Annotated in this window: 16 protein-coding genes; 13 read left to right on the plus strand and 3 right to left on the minus strand. The window is 46.5% G+C overall.

Annotation, left to right across the window (positions count from 1 at the left end):
* Position 1: 1 nt before the first annotated feature.
* The 4 genes from NW212_RS08255 to glmM all read left to right on the plus strand — a co-directional run bounded on the left by NW212_RS08255 (position 2) and on the right by glmM (position 5,292).
* Positions 2-1,987 carry a ComEC/Rec2 family competence protein gene (locus tag NW212_RS08255; protein ID WP_258338172.1) on the plus strand — a complete coding sequence of 662 codons (1,986 nt, stop codon included), beginning with the start codon at positions 2-4 and terminating at the stop codon, positions 1,985-1,987.
* 64 nt (positions 1,988-2,051) lie between these two features.
* A complete protein-coding gene (locus NW212_RS08260; RefSeq protein ID WP_258338173.1) occupies positions 2,052-3,089 on the plus strand; it encodes a bifunctional oligoribonuclease/PAP phosphatase NrnA in 1,038 nt (345 codons plus the stop codon).
* A gap of 100 nt (positions 3,090-3,189) precedes the next feature.
* On the plus strand, positions 3,190-3,855 hold the full coding sequence (locus NW212_RS08265) for a DUF4827 domain-containing protein (protein WP_258338174.1): 666 nt from the start codon (positions 3,190-3,192) through the stop codon (positions 3,853-3,855).
* 48 nt (positions 3,856-3,903) lie between these two features.
* A complete protein-coding gene (gene glmM, locus NW212_RS08270) occupies positions 3,904-5,292 on the plus strand; it encodes a phosphoglucosamine mutase (protein ID WP_258338175.1) in 1,389 nt (462 codons plus the stop codon).
* 65 nt (positions 5,293-5,357) lie between these two features.
* Here glmM and hemW read toward each other — a convergent pair whose 3' ends face one another.
* Positions 5,358-6,485, minus strand: a complete 1,128-nt coding sequence (hemW, locus tag NW212_RS08275; RefSeq protein WP_258338176.1) for a radical SAM family heme chaperone HemW — start codon at positions 6,483-6,485, stop codon at positions 5,358-5,360.
* A gap of 488 nt (positions 6,486-6,973) precedes the next feature.
* On the opposite strand from hemW, the gene NW212_RS08280 reads away from it, so the two are divergent.
* The 3 genes from NW212_RS08280 to NW212_RS08290 all read left to right on the plus strand — a co-directional run bounded on the left by NW212_RS08280 (position 6,974) and on the right by NW212_RS08290 (position 11,672).
* The gene (locus NW212_RS08280; RefSeq protein WP_258338177.1) at positions 6,974-9,133 is read left to right on the plus strand and encodes a translation factor GTPase family protein; all 2,160 of its coding nucleotides are present in this window, start codon (positions 6,974-6,976) and stop codon (positions 9,131-9,133) included.
* A gap of 283 nt (positions 9,134-9,416) precedes the next feature.
* Positions 9,417-10,970, plus strand: coding sequence for a sensor histidine kinase KdpD (locus tag NW212_RS08285; protein WP_258338178.1), 1,554 nt, complete (start codon positions 9,417-9,419; stop codon positions 10,968-10,970).
* A gap of 3 nt (positions 10,971-10,973) precedes the next feature.
* Positions 10,974-11,672 carry a response regulator transcription factor gene (locus NW212_RS08290; protein ID WP_258338179.1) on the plus strand — a complete coding sequence of 233 codons (699 nt, stop codon included), beginning with the start codon at positions 10,974-10,976 and terminating at the stop codon, positions 11,670-11,672.
* 72 nt (positions 11,673-11,744) lie between these two features.
* Here the strand turns inward: NW212_RS08290 and NW212_RS08295 are convergent, their stop codons facing one another.
* The gene (locus NW212_RS08295; RefSeq protein WP_258338180.1) at positions 11,745-12,191 is read right to left on the minus strand and encodes a MarR family winged helix-turn-helix transcriptional regulator; all 447 of its coding nucleotides are present in this window, start codon (positions 12,189-12,191) and stop codon (positions 11,745-11,747) included.
* Between the two features lie 183 nt (positions 12,192-12,374).
* On the opposite strand from NW212_RS08295, the gene rpsF reads away from it, so the two are divergent.
* Genes rpsF through rplI form a run of 3 tightly spaced genes read left to right on the plus strand, consistent with a single transcriptional unit; the run spans position 12,375 to position 13,461 of the window.
* Positions 12,375-12,722 carry a 30S ribosomal protein S6 gene (rpsF, locus tag NW212_RS08300; protein WP_258338181.1) on the plus strand — a complete coding sequence of 116 codons (348 nt, stop codon included), beginning with the start codon at positions 12,375-12,377 and terminating at the stop codon, positions 12,720-12,722.
* Positions 12,723-12,724: 2 nt separating this feature from the next.
* On the plus strand, positions 12,725-12,994 hold the full coding sequence (gene rpsR, locus NW212_RS08305) for a 30S ribosomal protein S18 (protein ID WP_191710081.1): 270 nt from the start codon (positions 12,725-12,727) through the stop codon (positions 12,992-12,994).
* 17 nt (positions 12,995-13,011) lie between these two features.
* On the plus strand, positions 13,012-13,461 hold the full coding sequence (rplI, locus tag NW212_RS08310) for a 50S ribosomal protein L9 (RefSeq protein WP_258338182.1): 450 nt from the start codon (positions 13,012-13,014) through the stop codon (positions 13,459-13,461).
* A 133-nt stretch (positions 13,462-13,594) separates the two neighbouring features.
* On the opposite strand, the gene NW212_RS08315 is transcribed toward rplI, so the two are convergent.
* On the minus strand, positions 13,595-14,173 hold the full coding sequence (locus NW212_RS08315; protein ID WP_258338183.1) for a superoxide dismutase: 579 nt from the start codon (positions 14,171-14,173) through the stop codon (positions 13,595-13,597).
* Between the two features lie 402 nt (positions 14,174-14,575).
* On the opposite strand from NW212_RS08315, the gene NW212_RS08320 reads away from it, so the two are divergent.
* The 3 genes from NW212_RS08320 to NW212_RS08330 all read left to right on the plus strand — a co-directional run bounded on the left by NW212_RS08320 (position 14,576) and on the right by NW212_RS08330 (position 16,225).
* Positions 14,576-14,776: a hypothetical protein gene (locus NW212_RS08320; RefSeq protein ID WP_258338184.1), complete on the plus strand. Its 201-nt coding sequence runs from the start codon at positions 14,576-14,578 to the stop codon at positions 14,774-14,776.
* A complete protein-coding gene (locus NW212_RS08325) occupies positions 14,769-15,845 on the plus strand; it encodes a TlpA disulfide reductase family protein (RefSeq protein WP_258338185.1) in 1,077 nt (358 codons plus the stop codon). Before NW212_RS08320 ends, NW212_RS08325 begins: the two co-directional genes overlap by 8 nt.
* A gap of 113 nt (positions 15,846-15,958) precedes the next feature.
* Entirely contained in the window at positions 15,959-16,225 is a 267-nt protein-coding gene (locus tag NW212_RS08330; protein ID WP_258338186.1) for a TIGR04149 family rSAM-modified RiPP, read from the plus strand.
* The last annotated feature ends 45 nt before the right edge of the window (positions 16,226-16,270 follow it).

Consider the following 16,270-nt stretch of genomic DNA (forward strand, 5'->3'; position numbering starts at 1 on the left):
AGTGAGGATTGATTCTTCTTTAACGACTTATCCTATATTCCGGCTGACAGTTTTTTTGGCAGCCGGAATTTTTTTGTCTGACAGGCTGCTGTCGGGAGTCGTTTCATGGATATGTCTTCTTGGCTGTTTCCTGTTTTTTTCGGTATTGTCTTTAGCCGTGCTCCGGACTTTTTCATTTGGCAGACGTTACTTGTTCGGGTATATGTCAGGACTTGCTTTTTTCTTCCTGGGAGCCGGTCTGGTTCTGGCCGAGCGTGAAAAAGTGAAGTTCGGATGGGAAGACAAAGCAATGTTGTATTGGGGCAAAGTGAAGGATGTGCCGTATCCGCGCGGAAAAACGATGCAGGCCAAAGTGGATGTGGTTTGTCAGATGAATCCGTTTGATACTGTCTGCCGGACTGAAAAAGAGCCGGTCGGGCGGTCGGTTCTTTTGTCATGGATGCCGGATTCTGCGTCCCGTCCGATTCAGTGCGGCGACAGCATCTGTTTTTACGCAAAGATATCACGTCCGGTGTCTTTGGAAAAATTAAGCGGATTTGACTATGGGGATTATCTGATGAGGCAGGGAATCAGCGGGGCAGGGATAGCTTTCTCCGGTGATATCCGTGCGTTCGGGGAGAATCAGCCTGCGGTGTCACAACGTGCTTTGCTTGTGAGGCAGCGTATTGTCGGGATATATCAGGAGTGGGGACTGGAAGGAGATGTCCTTGCTGTGGTTTCCGCGCTGACAGTGGGCGACCGCACCCGGCTGACATCTGATCTGGAAGATGTGTACAGCGCGACAGGAGCGAGCCACGTGCTTTCGTTGTCCGGACTTCATATTGCCATTCTGACAGGCATTCTGTTCTTTTTGTTCCGTCCGTTGAAACGGTTTAAAGGCGGCCGTTCTGTTTCTTTGGTTTTGATTGTTCTCTTTTTGTGGGTTTTTGCTTTTGTTTCCGGGCTGAGTTCTCCTGTGATACGTTCTGTAATCATGTTTTCCTTGTATATTTTGTCATCTCTTTTGTCGAAAGATGCCTATTCCGGTGTTTTTGCCGTGAGTCTGACAGCCTTCGTGATGCTGGTGTTCAATCCGTTCTATCTGTTTGACATCAGTTTCCAACTGTCTTTCGTCGCAGTGTATTCAATACTTCTCTTTTATCCGTTGTTTTCTGGTCTGCTGAAGGCAGGCAATTCTTTTTGCAAGTATGTGTGGGATGTTCTGGCTCTTTCGATGGCTGCGCAGTTGGGAACTTTTCCGCTGATTCTTCTGTATTTCGGGGCTTTCCCTTCTTATTTTCTTCTGGCCAATCTGGTGGTGGCTCCGCTTTCGGTCTGCATACTTGGAGGAACATTGGCTGCTTTGGTCTTGTTTTCCGTCCCCGTCATTGGCACCGCCGCCATTTGGCTTGTCGACCTTTCTACATCGTTGCTGAATCTTTCGATGTCGGAGGTGCGGCAGTTATGGGGAGCTCAGATCACGTCATTGCATGTATCCGGACTTCAAGTCTTGCTGTTGTATATCATTTTGGGTCTGTTTTACAGAATCTGGGCTGTAACCGGCCTGAAGCGCGGCCGGGAGGTGGTTGTAACCCTGTCTTTTTCCGTTCTGTTTCTGCTTACATGCCTGTATGAAGTGTCAAGGCCGTCGGTTTGCTACCTTTGTTTTGCCCGATCCGGAGTCTATACGAAATGCGGCAACACCTTGACCTTGCAGCAGACGGCCGACGGGGTGTTTAATATCCGAGGAGTAAGGGTCGGGGTGATGAAGTCGGACATGTGGCAGAACAAAACCTCGGATATCCGTTTGTCTTTGGATTATGTTTATATCTGCCGTGGGTTTAAGGGCAGCGTTTCAATGCTGGCACGCATGTTTGACATCCGTTCGGTTGTTTTAGACTCGTCCTTGAGCGAGTATCTTAGAGATCGTCTGATTCGTGAATGCCAATTGCTTAAAATATCTTATACGGATTTGTCCAAGGAAGGTTCTTGTCTGATTCTGTTGTAGTTTCTGAAAATTAATTTGTACTTTTGCTCCTTCTAACAGTCAAACAGATTATTAAGAATCATATATGTTGTCAAAAGTAATACTTCAGGCTAACATTGACAAGGTGGAAACCTATTTCGAGCGTGCAGGCAAGCTTGTGATTGTGACACACGTTTCTCCTGACGGCGATGCTTTAGGTTCTTCATTGGGCTTGTATCATTTCCTTTCTTCTCAAGGCAAGACCGTCAATGTGATTGTTCCTAATGCATTTCCGGACTTCCTACGCTGGATGCCGGGCGCTAAAGATATCATACGCTATGACAAGTATGCGGAGTTTGCAGACAAATTGATCGGTGAGGCCGATGTGATTTGCTGTCTTGACTTCAACGCTCTGTCGCGTATTGATAAAATGAGTAAAGTTGTGGGCGAGGCTCCCGGCAGGAAAGTGATGGTCGACCATCACCTGGATCCGGAGCCTTTTTGCAATGTGACCATTTCGCATCCTGAAATTTCTTCAACGTCCGAACTGGTTTTCCGCTTGATTTGCCGCATGGGCTGCTTTGACGATATTTCGTTTGAGGGGGCTGAATGTATTTATACCGGCATGATGACAGACACGGGCGGTTTCACCTACAACTCGAACAGCAGGGAAATCTATTTCATTATCAGTGAACTGCTGTCGAAAGGCATCGACAAGGATGAAATTTACCGGAGGGTGTTCAACACATACTCAGAAGGCCGCCTCCGCTTGATGGGATACGTGCTTTATGAGAAGATGCAGGTGTTTGCCCAGTTCCGTTCAGCGCTGATCTGGCTGACAAAGGCCGAGCAGGGACAGTTCCAGTATATGAAAGGTGATACGGAAGGTTTTGTCAACATGCCGCTTCAGATAAAGGGGATCTGCTTTTCCGTATTCTTGCGGGAAGATACAGAGAAAAATATGATCAAGGTATCGCTGCGTTCTGTCGGCAAGTTCCCTTGCAACAAAGTGGCTGCCGAGTACTTCAATGGCGGCGGCCATCTGAATGCTTCCGGCGGAGAGTTCTATGGAACGATGGATGAGGCCATCGAACTTTTCAAGCGGGCGCTGGTCAAGTACGAGAATCTTCTGCTGCAGAATTAAACTGGATTTTATTATTGGACAATATTAGACTTTATTGGACAAAATAAGGCGTTTCCTGTGAATGGAATTCGCTATATTTGTCCACAGAAAACGACTTGAAATGAAGAAATTTTATTATTTATTGCTGGTGGTTGTCGCATTGTCGTCAGGACTTCAGAGTTGTGATAACGGAAAAACATACGCAGAGATGAAAGAAGATGAGGCAGATGCCATCAACAGTTACATTAACCAGAATGACATCAAGGTTATCAGCGAGGCGGAGTTTGCCGCTCAAGACTCGACGAATCTTGCTGACAACGAATACGTGCTGCTTGAAGAAAGCGGCGTTTATATGCATGTGTCTTATAGAGGAAACGGAAAGGAAGTCCTTTCGGACGGTTCGTATGACATGATCGCCCGCTTTGTGGAAGTGGCGTTGCAGACGCGCAGCGAGATGTTTGAGGCAGGTGACACCTTGATGGCCAACATGCACATTCTGAACCCTGACTATTATATTGAAGGGGAGGACTTCAAGCTGACCATCAGCGACGGATCTTATTCGGCCTCTTTTACCCGAAGCGACAATTACAGCATGTACGGACGCTACGGTACGGTGGCTGTTCCGTCGGGCTGGCTGATTCCGCTCCGCTATCTGAAGCCTTCGCGCACTTCCCGTTCCGACCAGCAGGCAAGAGTCAAGCTCATTGTGCCTCATAGTGAAGGGACGTCTACGGCGCAACAATATGTTTATCCGTGCTATTACGAAATTGCATATAATCTGTACTGACGATTGGATGACAATTCATTAACCATATAGTTTAAATCTTTTTAGCTTATGACACTGATCAAATCAATTTCCGGTATTCGCGGCACAATCGGAGGCCACGCCGGTGAAGGACTGAATCCTTTAGACATTGTGAAATTCACTTCGGCTTATGCTACCTTGATTCGCAGAACAACCACCAAGACGAGCAACAAGATTGTGGTAGGACGTGACGCGCGTATTTCTGGAGAAATGGTGAAGAATGTAGTTTGCGGTACATTGATGGGGATGGGATTTGATGTATTGAACATCGGACTGGCCTCTACACCGACAACGGAACTGGCTGTAACCATGTCGGGAGCGTGCGGAGGCATTATTCTGACTGCCAGCCATAATCCGAAGCAATGGAATGCGCTGAAACTGCTGAACGAACATGGGGAATTTCTGAATGCTGCGGAAGGCAACGAGGTGCTTCGTATAGCTGCCGCCGAAGAATTTGAGTTTGCAGACATTGACCATGTTGGAAAATATACGGAGGACAATACCTATAACCAGAAGCACATCGACAGCGTGCTGGCTTTGAAGCTGGTGGACGTTGAGGCTATCCGTAACGCGCATTTCCGTGTTGCCATCGACTGTGTGAACTCGGTTGGAGGTATCATTTTGCCGGAACTGCTTGAGCGTCTGGGAGTGGAGCATGTAGAGAAGCTGTATTGCGAACCGACCGGTGATTTCCAGCACAACCCGGAGCCGCTTGAAAAGAATCTGGGCGACATCATGGGCCTGATGAAACAGGGAAAGAACGATGTGGCTTTCGTTGTAGACCCGGATGTTGACCGTCTGGCTATCATTTGCGAGAACGGTGTCATGTACGGCGAAGAATATACGTTGGTGACCGTTGCCGACTATGTGCTGAAACATACGCCGGGCAATACGGTTTCTAACCTGAGCTCTACCCGTGCCCTGCGCGACGTTACCCGTAAATACGGCATGCAGTACAATGCCTCGGCTGTTGGTGAAGTGAATGTGGTGACCAAAATGAAAGCGACACAGGCTGTTATCGGAGGCGAAGGCAACGGCGGAGTCATTTATCCGGAATCGCACTACGGACGCGACGCGCTGGTAGGAATCGCTCTCTTCCTGAGCCATCTGGCACACGAAGGAAAGAAGGTGAGCGAACTGCGCGCCACTTATCCGAATTACTTCATAGCCAAGAACCGTATCGACCTGACTCCCGAAACGGATGTGGATGCTATTCTTGCCAAAGTGAAGGAAATGTACAAGAATGAAGAAATCAATGACATTGACGGTGTGAAGATTGATTTCCCCGACAAGTGGGTGCATCTGCGCAAGAGCAACACCGAACCGATTATCCGCGTTTATTCTGAAGCTTCTACCATGGAGGAAGCCGACGAGTTGGGCAAGCAGATTATGGATATTGTATATAGTCTGGCAAAATAATCAGAGAGTCATTGCAAGAAATAAGGCCGGATTGTGGCGGAAAGCTGCCATGATCCGGCTTTTTGCTACACCCACATCAGGTCGCTCATGATGCCGTCGGAAACGAATATGCCCTTTTCGGTCAGCTTCAGCGATTCTTCGCTGATTTCCATGGTTCCTTGCGCCAGATGCGGCTGTGCCATTTGCCGGCAATAGTTGTACAGTTCTTCACCGAATCCTGCTTTCAGTCTGTTCAGAGGCATTCCGCGGCTTGTGCGTATGGATGTGAGCACAAAGTCGTTGTAGCGCGTGTATAAGTCAAGCTCTTCTTTTTCAGAAATTTCCGTTCCTTCTTTTATTCCTTTTATATATCCGTCCAAAGAAGCGATGTTCCATTGCCTTGATTCTCCGTTGTAGGAGTGGGCAGACGGACCGCATCCCAGGTATTTCTTGCCGGTCCAGTAGCTCGAGTTGTGCCGCGAGTGATAGCCGGGCAGGCAGAAGTTGGATATTTCGTAATGTTCGTATCCGTTTTGCTTCAGCGTATGGATGAGCCGTGTGAACAGATTGACGCTCAGGTCCTCATCCGCCTCCTCTATCCGGTGCGCTTCGCGCAGCTTCCACATGACCGTTCCCTCTTCATATATAAGATGATAGGCCGAAATGTGCTCCGGTTTCATGGAGATAGCCTGCTGCAGGTCCTCCGTCCAGATTGCTTCCGTTTCTCCCGGAAGTCCATACATCAGGTCGATGCTGATGTTCTGAAACCCGTTTTCTCTGCATTCGTAGAAGGCATTTATCGCCTGTTCCGCCGTATGCCTGCGGTTCAGCATCTTCAGTATCTTGTCTTGAAAAGTTTGCATGCCGATGCTGATCCGGTTGAACGGAAGCGTGCGCAGCATGCGGATATAGTCGGGACGGAGGTCGTCCGGATTGGCTTCCAGCGTGATTTCCGCCTCGCCGTCCACCCGATAAACCTTATATATTGTATTGAAGATGGCTGCAAGCTCCTTGTCGGCCAGTTGGGACGGGGTTCCTCCGCCCAGATAGACGGTTTCCACCCGTTCGTTTCCGATATAGTCTTTGCGCAGTATGAGTTCGCGGCACAGCGCTTCTATGTATGCGGCTTTCTTTTCACTTTGTGTGGTAGAGAAGAAGTCGCAGTAGATGCACCGTTTCTTGCAGAAGGGGATATGGATATAGATTCCTGCCATAGCACATGTTTCTTGCTGTTTCGGCCGATAAAGTTAGCCATTATTTCCGGCATGGGCAAGTGAGGCGGTTGAAGGAGAGTTGTTTCTGGCTTTCCGCCGTGACGTTTTTCTTTGCTTTCCGAAAAAAAATCTATGGATCACATACGTGGTCCGTACGGTTCATATAGGTGGTCCGTATGGTTCACACATGTGGTCCGTATGGTTCACGTGCTGGTTCGTAGAATTTCCGAAGCGTAAAAAGACGAAATTCAATGACATACAAGGATTGGGAACGTGGAAGTATGCCCCGACTGGATGAATGTCCACAGAAACATTCCGGTTTCGACAATCTGCGTATTCCCGCGCCTGCGGTTTATGTCCGAAAACATAGTTTAGTAACACTGCCGTTTCTGTTGCTTTTTCCGATTTTAATCTCTATTTTGCGAATCGTTTATTCGAGAGATATGAAAAGCATATCCTTATTTTTACAAATCAAATCTTGAAATACCATGAAAGTATATCAGACGAACGAAATCAAGAACATTGCCCTGCTTGGCAATGACGGTGCAGGTAAGACCACTCTCACTGAAGCGTTGCTTTATGAGAGTGGCATTATAAAACGCCGCGGCAGGATTACTGCCAAAAATACGGTGAGCGACTATTTCCCGGTGGAGCAGGAATATGGCTACTCTGTTTTTTCTACCGTTTATCATGTGGAATGGAACGGCAAGAAACTGAATATCATTGACTGTCCGGGAAGCGACGATTTCGTGGGTGCCGCAATTACAGCCTTGAATGTGACTGATACGGCCGTTCTTCTGCTGAACGGTCAGTATGGGCCGGAAGTGGGTACGCAGAACCATTTCCGCTATACGGAGAAGCTGGGAAAGCCCGTCATCTTCCTGGTGAACCAGCTCGACAGCGAGAAGTGTGACTTTGACCATGTGCTCGAACAGCTGAAGGAAAATTACGGCTCTAAAGTTGTTCCGGTTCAGTATCCTTTGTCTACAGGGCCGGACTTCAATGCGTTGATTGATGTACTTTTAATGAAAAAATATTCTTGGGGCCCCGACGGAGGTGCTCCAACCATAGAAGACATTCCTGCCGAAGAGATGGAGAAAGCGCAGGAGTGCCACAAGACACTGGTGGAAGCCGCTGCCGAACACGATGAAACGTTGATGGAGAAATTCTTTGAGTCGGATTCGCTGACTGAAGACGAGATGCGCGAAGGCATCCGCAAGGGGCTTGCTGCACGCGGGATGTTCCCCGTGTTCTGCGTATGCGCCGGAAAGGATATGGGCGTGCGGCGTCTGATGGAATTTCTGGGCAACGTGGTTCCGTTCGTCGACGAAATGCCTCCCGTACACAATACGCGCGGCGTGCCTGTTCCTCCTGATCCCAACGGGCCGACTTCGCTTTATTTCTTCAAGACAGCCGTTGAGCCTCATATCGGCGATGTGCAGTATTTTAAGGTGATGAGCGGTGTGGTTCATGAAGGAGATGACCTGACCAATGCCGACAGAGGGTCAAAAGAACGTATTGCCCAGCTTTATGTCTGTGCAGGTGCAAACCGTGAAAAGGTAGACGAGCTGCGGGCCGGCGACATCGGCTGTACGGTGAAGCTGAAAGATGTCAAGACCGGAAACACGCTGAACGGAAAAGATTGCGACAACCGTTTCAATTTCATCAAATATCCGAATCCGAAATATACCCGCGCCATCAAGGCGGTGAACGAGGCCGATACGGAAAAGATGATGGCCGTGCTTCACCGTATGCGTGAGGAAGATCCGACATGGGTTGTCGAACAGTCGAAAGAACTGAAGCAGATTCTGGTTCACGGCCAGGGCGAGTTCCATTTGCGCACCTTGAAGTGGCGTCTGGAAAACAATGAAAAGCTTTCGGTGCAGTTCCTCGAGCCGAAGATTCCTTATCGTGAAACGATTACCAAAGCGGCCCGTGCGGATTACCGCCACAAGAAGCAGTCGGGCGGTGCCGGACAGTTCGGTGAGGTTCATCTCATTGTAGAGCCTTATTACGAAGGTATGCCTGCTCCGGATACATATAAGTTCAACGGTCAGGAATTCAAGATTACCGTGAAGGGTACAGAAACGGTGGACCTTGAATGGGGCGGCAAATTAGTGTTTGTTAACAGTGTGGTCGGAGGTGCGATTGACGCGCGCTTCATGCCGGCCATATTGAAAGGTATCATGAGCCGTATGGAGCAAGGGCCTTTGACCGGTTCGTATGCGCGCGATGTGCGTGTCATCGTTTACGACGGCAAGATGCATCCGGTTGACTCCAATGAAATTTCGTTCATGCTTGCCGGCCGCCATGCCTTCAGCGATGCGTTCAAGAATGCCGGACCGAAGATTCTGGAACCGATTTATGATGTGGAAGTGTTTGTGCCGAGCGAGAAGCTGGGAGATGTGATGAGCGACATGCAGGGCAGACGAGGCATGATTATCGGCATGAGCAGCGAAAAAGGCTATGAGAAGCTGCTGGCTAAAGTTCCTTTGAAAGAGATGTCAAACTATTCAACCTCGCTGAGTTCGTTGACCGGAGGCCGCGCGTCGTTCATCATGAAATTTGCAAGCTATGAACTTGTGCCGACCGATGTTCAGAACAAACTGATGAAAGAGTTTGAAGAGCAGGAAAAGGATGACATGTGATTTGTCTTTTTCTGACCGGACATAACAAATAGATTAAAAAAGTGAAAAGGCTGTGTTTGAAAGAAATGCAGCCTTTTTCCCTTTACAGACTTAAACAATTGCGGCTATTTATTTGTTCTTAGTTTAAAATTATATTATTTTTGCAGGTGAGTGAACTGCTTTTTGTTGCTTAGTGCGTATTCTGTTAACTAAAATGGAATATTGGGTTAATATAAGAAAAATGTAGGTCTAAAACTTGTTAACTCCGGTAACAGTTATTTGTTTGGCCGTTAATTTTGTCTGTATGAAAAAGTCTACAATTTGGATATTAGGTGTTATTATGGGACTGTCTTTCTTGAGCCTGCTGTATTTGCAGGTCAGCTATATAGAAGAGATGGTCAAGATGAGGCGGGGCCAGTTTGAGGAAGGTGTGAACCGCAGTCTGGTCAAGGCCGTGCATAATCTGGAACTGGTTGAAACGAAGAAATACCTGGAGAAGGATGTCATCGAGCAGGAGCGTTCCGGGCTTGTTTCCCGCGGCAGCCAGCAGCAGAAGCAGCAAGTGGGAGAGAACGTGGTCGAACACCACAAGTATACCATCACAGCTCCTGACGGGTCTACTTATTCTACTTTCGAGCTCAAGACGATCATGAGCCGTCCGGCAAATGTTCCCAAGGTGATAATATCTACGGGCAAGACAATACCGCAGACATCACGCGCCTTGCAGGAAATCGTGAAGGAACGCTACATTTATCAGCGCGAGCTTCTGAACGAGGTTATTTACAACATATTGTATACAGCCAGTGACAAGCCGCTGAAAGAGCGTGTCAATTTCAAGCAGCTGGACCATTTCCTGAAGTCGGAACTGTTCAATAACGGGATAGACATTCCGTATCATTTTTCGGTGACCGACCGCGACGGCAAAAAAGTTTACCGCTGTTCGGACTATGCGTATGACGGAGAGAAGGTTTATTCGCGCCTGCTTTTTGAAAATGATCCTCCTGCGAAGATGGGATTTGTTAACATCTTTTTCCCTACGCTCGACGATTATATTTTCAGTTCCGTGCGTTTCATGATTCCTTCAATCATCTTTACGCTGGTGCTGCTGATAACGTTTATATTTACGATATACATCATTTTCCGCCAGAAGCGGCTGACTGAGATAAAGAATGATTTCATCAACAATATGACTCATGAGTTCAAGACGCCTATATCTACCATCTCTCTTGCCGCACAGATGCTGAATGACCCTGCGGTTGGAAAATCGCCGGTAATGTTCAAGCATATCTCGGGCGTGATCAATGACGAAACCAAGCGCTTGAGGTTCCAGGTGGAGAAGGTGCTCCAGATGTCGATGTTTGAACGCCAGAGCGTGACGCTGAAAAAGAAGGAGGTTGACGCGCATGAGGTTATCAACGGGGTGGTGAATACCTTCCGCCTTAAGGTTGAGAGCAGTGGAGGAACCTTGGACGCGGAATTAGCCGCTGAAGACCCCATCATTTTTGTGGATGAGATGCATTTTACAAATGTAATGTTCAATCTGCTGGACAATGCGGTGAAATACAAGCGTCCGGATGTGGACATTGCGTTGAAGATACGGACATGGAATGAAGCAAACAAGCTGTGCATCTCTATTGAAGACAACGGAATCGGAATCAAGAGGGAAGACCTGAAGAAGATATTTGAAAAGTTCTATCGCGTTCATACCGGAAACCGCCACGATGTGAAGGGATTCGGTCTTGGACTGGCCTATGTGAAGAAGATCATCTCAGATCACAAGGGCACGATACGTGCTGAGAGTGAACTGAATGTGGGGACTAAGTTTATTATTGTATTACCTTTATTTAAAGACGAATAGTTTATGGATGAAAAATTACGTATTTTGTTGTGCGAGGATGACGAGAATCTTGGCATGCTGTTGAGAGAATATTTGCAGGCGAAAGGTTATTCTGCAGATCTGTTTCCGGACGGAGAAACCGGCTTCAAGGCCTTCTTGAAAAATAAATACGACCTGGTTGTAACGGATGTGATGATGCCTAAGAAAGACGGCTTTACTTTGGCGCAGGAAATCCGTCAGGCAAACGCGGAGATTCCCATTATTTTCCTCACCGCAAAGACGTTGAAGGAAGATATTCTGGAGGGATTCAAGATCGGTGCGGACGATTATATAACGAAGCCTTTCAGCATGGAAGAGCTGACTTTCCGTATTGAGGCCATCTTGCGCCGCGTGCGCGGAAAGCGCAACAAGGAATGCACGGTCTACAAGATCGGACGGTTTACCTTTGATACGCAGAAGCAGATTCTGGCTATTGGGGACAAGCAGACCAAGCTGACGACCAAAGAATCTGAACTGCTTGGCTTGCTCTGCGCTCACGCCAACGAGATTCTGCAGCGTGACTTTGCGCTCAAAACTATCTGGATTGATGACAACTACTTTAATGCGCGCAGCATGGATGTGTATATCACCAAACTCCGCAAGCATCTGAAGGAAGACGATTCGATTGAAATCATCAATATCCACGGAAAAGGCTACAAGCTCATTACTCCGGATAATGACTGAAAAAAACATGAGGATGTGCCGGCATGAGAGGTGCTGGGGCGCATCCTCTTTTCTTCTCTCCTTTTGCGTCTGCTAGGACTGGGTGTTGTGGAAAATCTTGCGCAGGACTTCCTGGCTGACCTTCAGTTCTTCAAGTGTCAGGCCGTGCAGCGCTTCTTTCAGTGTCTTGTTGGCGATGAATCGGGCCTTTTCTTCCAGATTTTTTCCTGTGGCTGTCAGGTGGATCTTGTTGGTTCTCCGGTCTTTTCTGTCAGACATTCTGACAACCAGCTGCTGCCGTTCCATGTTGTCTATCAGCCGTGTCATGCTCGGCTTGTCCTTGAATGTGGCATTGCAAAGTTCCTGTTGTGCGACACCGTCTTTTTCCCACAGGTATAGCAGGACCGTCCATTGTTCCGGCGTTATGTCTAGTCCGTTCTGTCTGAAGTTCCTGAGAAGCTTTCTGTTGATGGCGGCCGACACCTTTCCGTTGAGGATGGCGAAAATGAGCTGGATGTCAAAGTTGAATTGTTCAATCATTGATTTTTGTTTTAGCGGCAGGTGCAAAGATAAGACATTTTGCGGTTGGATGAAATGTTTCTGCCGCCCCGTTTAAGATTCTTTATTTGAGAAAAAGAACGTAATTCTTTGTTTGTTAGAGAAAAAAACGTACCTTTGCGCCGCAATTGAAATTTAATATTAATAATTAATTAACGAACTAGTATGAACCAATACGAAACCGTTTTCATTTTGACTCCCGTTTTGTCTGATGTTCAGATGAAGGAAGCGGTAGAGAAATTCAAGGCTATCCTGACTCAGGAGGGTGCTGAGATTATCAATGAAGAAAACTGGGGCTTGCGCAAATTGGCTTACCCGATTCAGAAGAAGTCTACAGGATTCTATCAATTGTTGGAATTTAAAGCCGATCCGTCTGTAATCTCAAAACTGGAAGTGAACTTCCGCCGTGACGAACGCGTGATCCGTTTCCTGACATTCAGATTAGACAAGTATGCGGCTGAATATGCAGCTAAGAGAAGAAGTTTAAAATCAACTAAAAAGGAGGAAAATTAATCATGGCACAGCAACAATCGGAAATCAGATATTTAACTCCGCCCTCAGTAGACGTTAAGAAGAAGAAATACTGCCGTTTCAAGAAGAATGGCATCAAGTACATTGACTATAAAGATCCTGAATTCCTGAAGAAATTCTTGAACGAACAGGGCAAGATCCTTCCGCGCCGTATTACAGGTACTTCTTTGAAGTTCCAGCGTCGTATTGCGCAGGCTGTTAAGAGAGCCCGCCATTTGGCTTTGCTGCCTTACGTAACTGATATGATGAAATAAATAAAGGAGGAATAAGTATGGAAATAATTTTGAAAGAAGATATAGCTAGCTTGGGCTATAAGAATGACATCGTAACCGTAAAGGATGGCTATGGACGCAACTATCTTATTCCGACTGGCAAGGCTATCCTGGCTTCTCCTTCTGCAAAGAAGATGCTGGCTGAAGAACTGAAGCAGCGTGCTCACAAACTGGAGAAGATTAAGAAGGATGCTGAAGCTGTGGCAGAATCTTTGAAGGATGTTGCATTGACAATCGCGACAAAGGTAAGTGCAACAGGTTCTATCTACGGATCTGTCGGCAGCCTTCAGATTGCTGAGGAACTGGCGAAATTGGGTCATAACATCGACCGCAAGATTATCGTAATCAAGGATCAGGTGAAAGAAGTTGGCCACTATACGGCTGTTGTAAGACTTCACAAGGAAGTTTCTGTAGAAATTCCTTTCGAAGTGGTAGCAGAAGAAGCTTGATTTATTATCTGTAAATACTTTATAGATTGTCCCGACCGGATTCGTTCTGGTCGGGATTTTTTTATTTGTCTAAGGGAGTGTGTCATGTATCTTGGCGCGCCCGATTCCTGTTCTGTTGTACTGCAGTCTGGCTTTAAGCTTTTAGCCGTTCCAAAACCTTGTTCCAGTCGACCAGCTCCCAGAATGCGGCTATATAGGCTGCCCGGCGGTTCCGGTAGTCAATGTAGTAGGCATGTTCCCATACATCGATGACAAGCAGGGGAGTAAGTCCTTTGCGCAGCGGGTTTCCTGCATTCTGTTCGCTTGCGACAGACAGCTTGCCCTGATTGTCTTTTACCAGCCATGTCCATCCCGATCCGAACAGTCCGGTTGCTGCCTGGGTGAACTGTTCCTGAAATTTTTCTATAGTACCGAAATCTTTGGCCAACGCTTCTGCAAGTTCAGCCGGAACCGGAGTTTGTGAGGGCGTTAAAGACTCGAAAAAGAACGTATGGTTCCAAGTCTGTGCGGCATTGTTGAAAATTCCTCCTTCAGCGGTGCGTATCATTTCTTCCAGCGGAGCGTTTTCGTAGGGTGTCCCTGCTGTCAGTCTGTTCAGGTTGTCCACATAGGTTTGCAGATGTTTCCCATAGTGGTATTCAATTGTTTCTTTGCTCATTTTCGGAGCAAGTGCTTCCATCGGATAAGGAAGCAGAGGCATTGTGTGTTTCATAATTTTTCTTTTTTAAGTGGTTATAAATAATGAGTATCTGTAAAGGTACAAATTAAATTGCTAACAAACTTGCTTTGCTGCGTTTTTATTTTGTTGGCAGTCCGAGAATGTCAGGAAACAGATGTATTGGCAAAATCGTTCGGAAGAAGGATATGAATGTCCCATTTTCCATTCAGACGATTTTGCCGCCATTTTAGATCCATGTTTTGTATCAGTTGATAAATAAATCATTAACTTTATAGCATTGTATCAGAGAAATTTTGTAGATATTGAAAATTTATGCTTATGAAACGATTTGTGTTAATGTTGTTTTCCGTGGCGGCCCTTTCAGCCCGGCCATGTGGAAGCGGGTTGTCCGTCCCAACGGATTCCGTCATTTCCTTTTCCTATGATGCAAGGAATATGACAATTCTTTTAGATGGCAGGGAGGTGCCTTATTATTTTGTTTTTGACACTATATCTGGAAACCGGAAACCGGATTATGTGCAGGTCGGCGGTTCGGTGGACAAGAAGGAGTCGATAAAGAAGTACGGTGAGAAATACAGGATGGGAATATTAATCTATCAAACGCGCGATGACAATGAGAATGCCCGGAATGAATAAGTTTTGTATCATAGTCTGCCTTATGTTTGCATTTCCCGCATGTTTGTTTGCAGATGGTGCCACATTCAGGATAAACGGTACGGTGGCCGGTTCCTACAACGGCTCGCTTGTAACCCTGTTCACTTTTGTGGGGAATTCAATCCGTTCCGTGGACTCCACTTACGTGAAAGACGGACACTTCAGTTTTGCTGGTCCGGAATACATATACGAAGAATCTTTGGTTTCGGTCGGAAACAGTCCGGATACGGTACTGTATGCGGATGTGTACCTGAAAGGCGAGATTGACGTTCATCTGAAACCGAAGTCCGTGGTCCGTTCGTCCTTCAATGATGAGTATAAGGCGTTTCGTGACAGCACGAACGTAATTTATAGAAAGATGTTCGGAGTCACAGATGAGAATCTGTACAGGAAACTATGGAGCGAACTGTGGAGGTTTCGTTTCGGCTTCAAGAAAAAGCATGTGCATGACGGGCTTGGACGCGAACTTTTTATAAAGGATGCTATGACGTATTCGGGCATTGAGCTTGACATCTATGCCGGCGACTTGTACAGCCTGTTTTCAGAAACGGACAAGAACCGGGATGACATTCAAAAGGCTTATACTGTATGGAATAGGTCAAGGGGACATGCAGAACTTATAGGTTCGAGTTTTATAGACTATAATCTGATAGACAAAGACGGGCATCCGTGCAGGATTTCAGATTTTATAGGTAAATATGATTTGCTGTTCATCGATTTCTGGGCCACCTGGTGTGGTCCCTGCATCGCTTTGGACCCCACCATGAAGAGGATGCATGAGGAATACGGCGGCAGAGGGTTCGGGATACTTGCCCTGTCATTGGATACGAACCGCCGCTCCTGGCTGAATTATGTCAATAAGGATACCCGGGAATGGGCCAATGATGTGTGCATATTGTCTCCGGACGAAGATAAAAACATAAGGGAAGCCTATAAGATTGGCGGAATTCCTTTCGGGATTCTGATAGATAGGAACGGCAAAATACTTCATGTGTTACAGCACAGCAGCGTGATAGAATATTATCTTAAGTCGATATATGAAAATAACTGATTGTTTAACTTCCCCAATTACGAGAAACATTGATAGAAATAAGGCTGTATTGAAAGGGCTGAAATGCGGCTGTAAAAAATAGAAGCCCGAATAATAACTTAAAATTTTAAATTATGAAAAAGTTAGGAACTTTGAAATTGAAAAATGCAAGTGTTCTTTCAGAAAAAGAGATGAAAGGGATTTTTGGTGGCAGTGGTGATGTTTCTTGTACAGTATCATTAAACTGTGCGGGAGGTTCGGTTTCCTGCACCAGTTCTATTGGAGATTGTGAAAGAATCAGTCAAAATATAAACGGCTTTAATATAGTGACAAAGATACGGTGTGAAGATAAAGTGTATTCGTGCAGTCCGGAAAATATAGAATCGGGATTTTCCTTTTAGGTTTTTGAAGTATGAAACTAAAGGTTCTGTACTTGATATTATTTT

Source organism: Bacteroides sp. ET225, assembly GCF_024733745.1.
In the GTDB taxonomy this organism is placed as follows: domain Bacteria; phylum Bacteroidota; class Bacteroidia; order Bacteroidales; family Bacteroidaceae; genus Phocaeicola; species Phocaeicola excrementipullorum.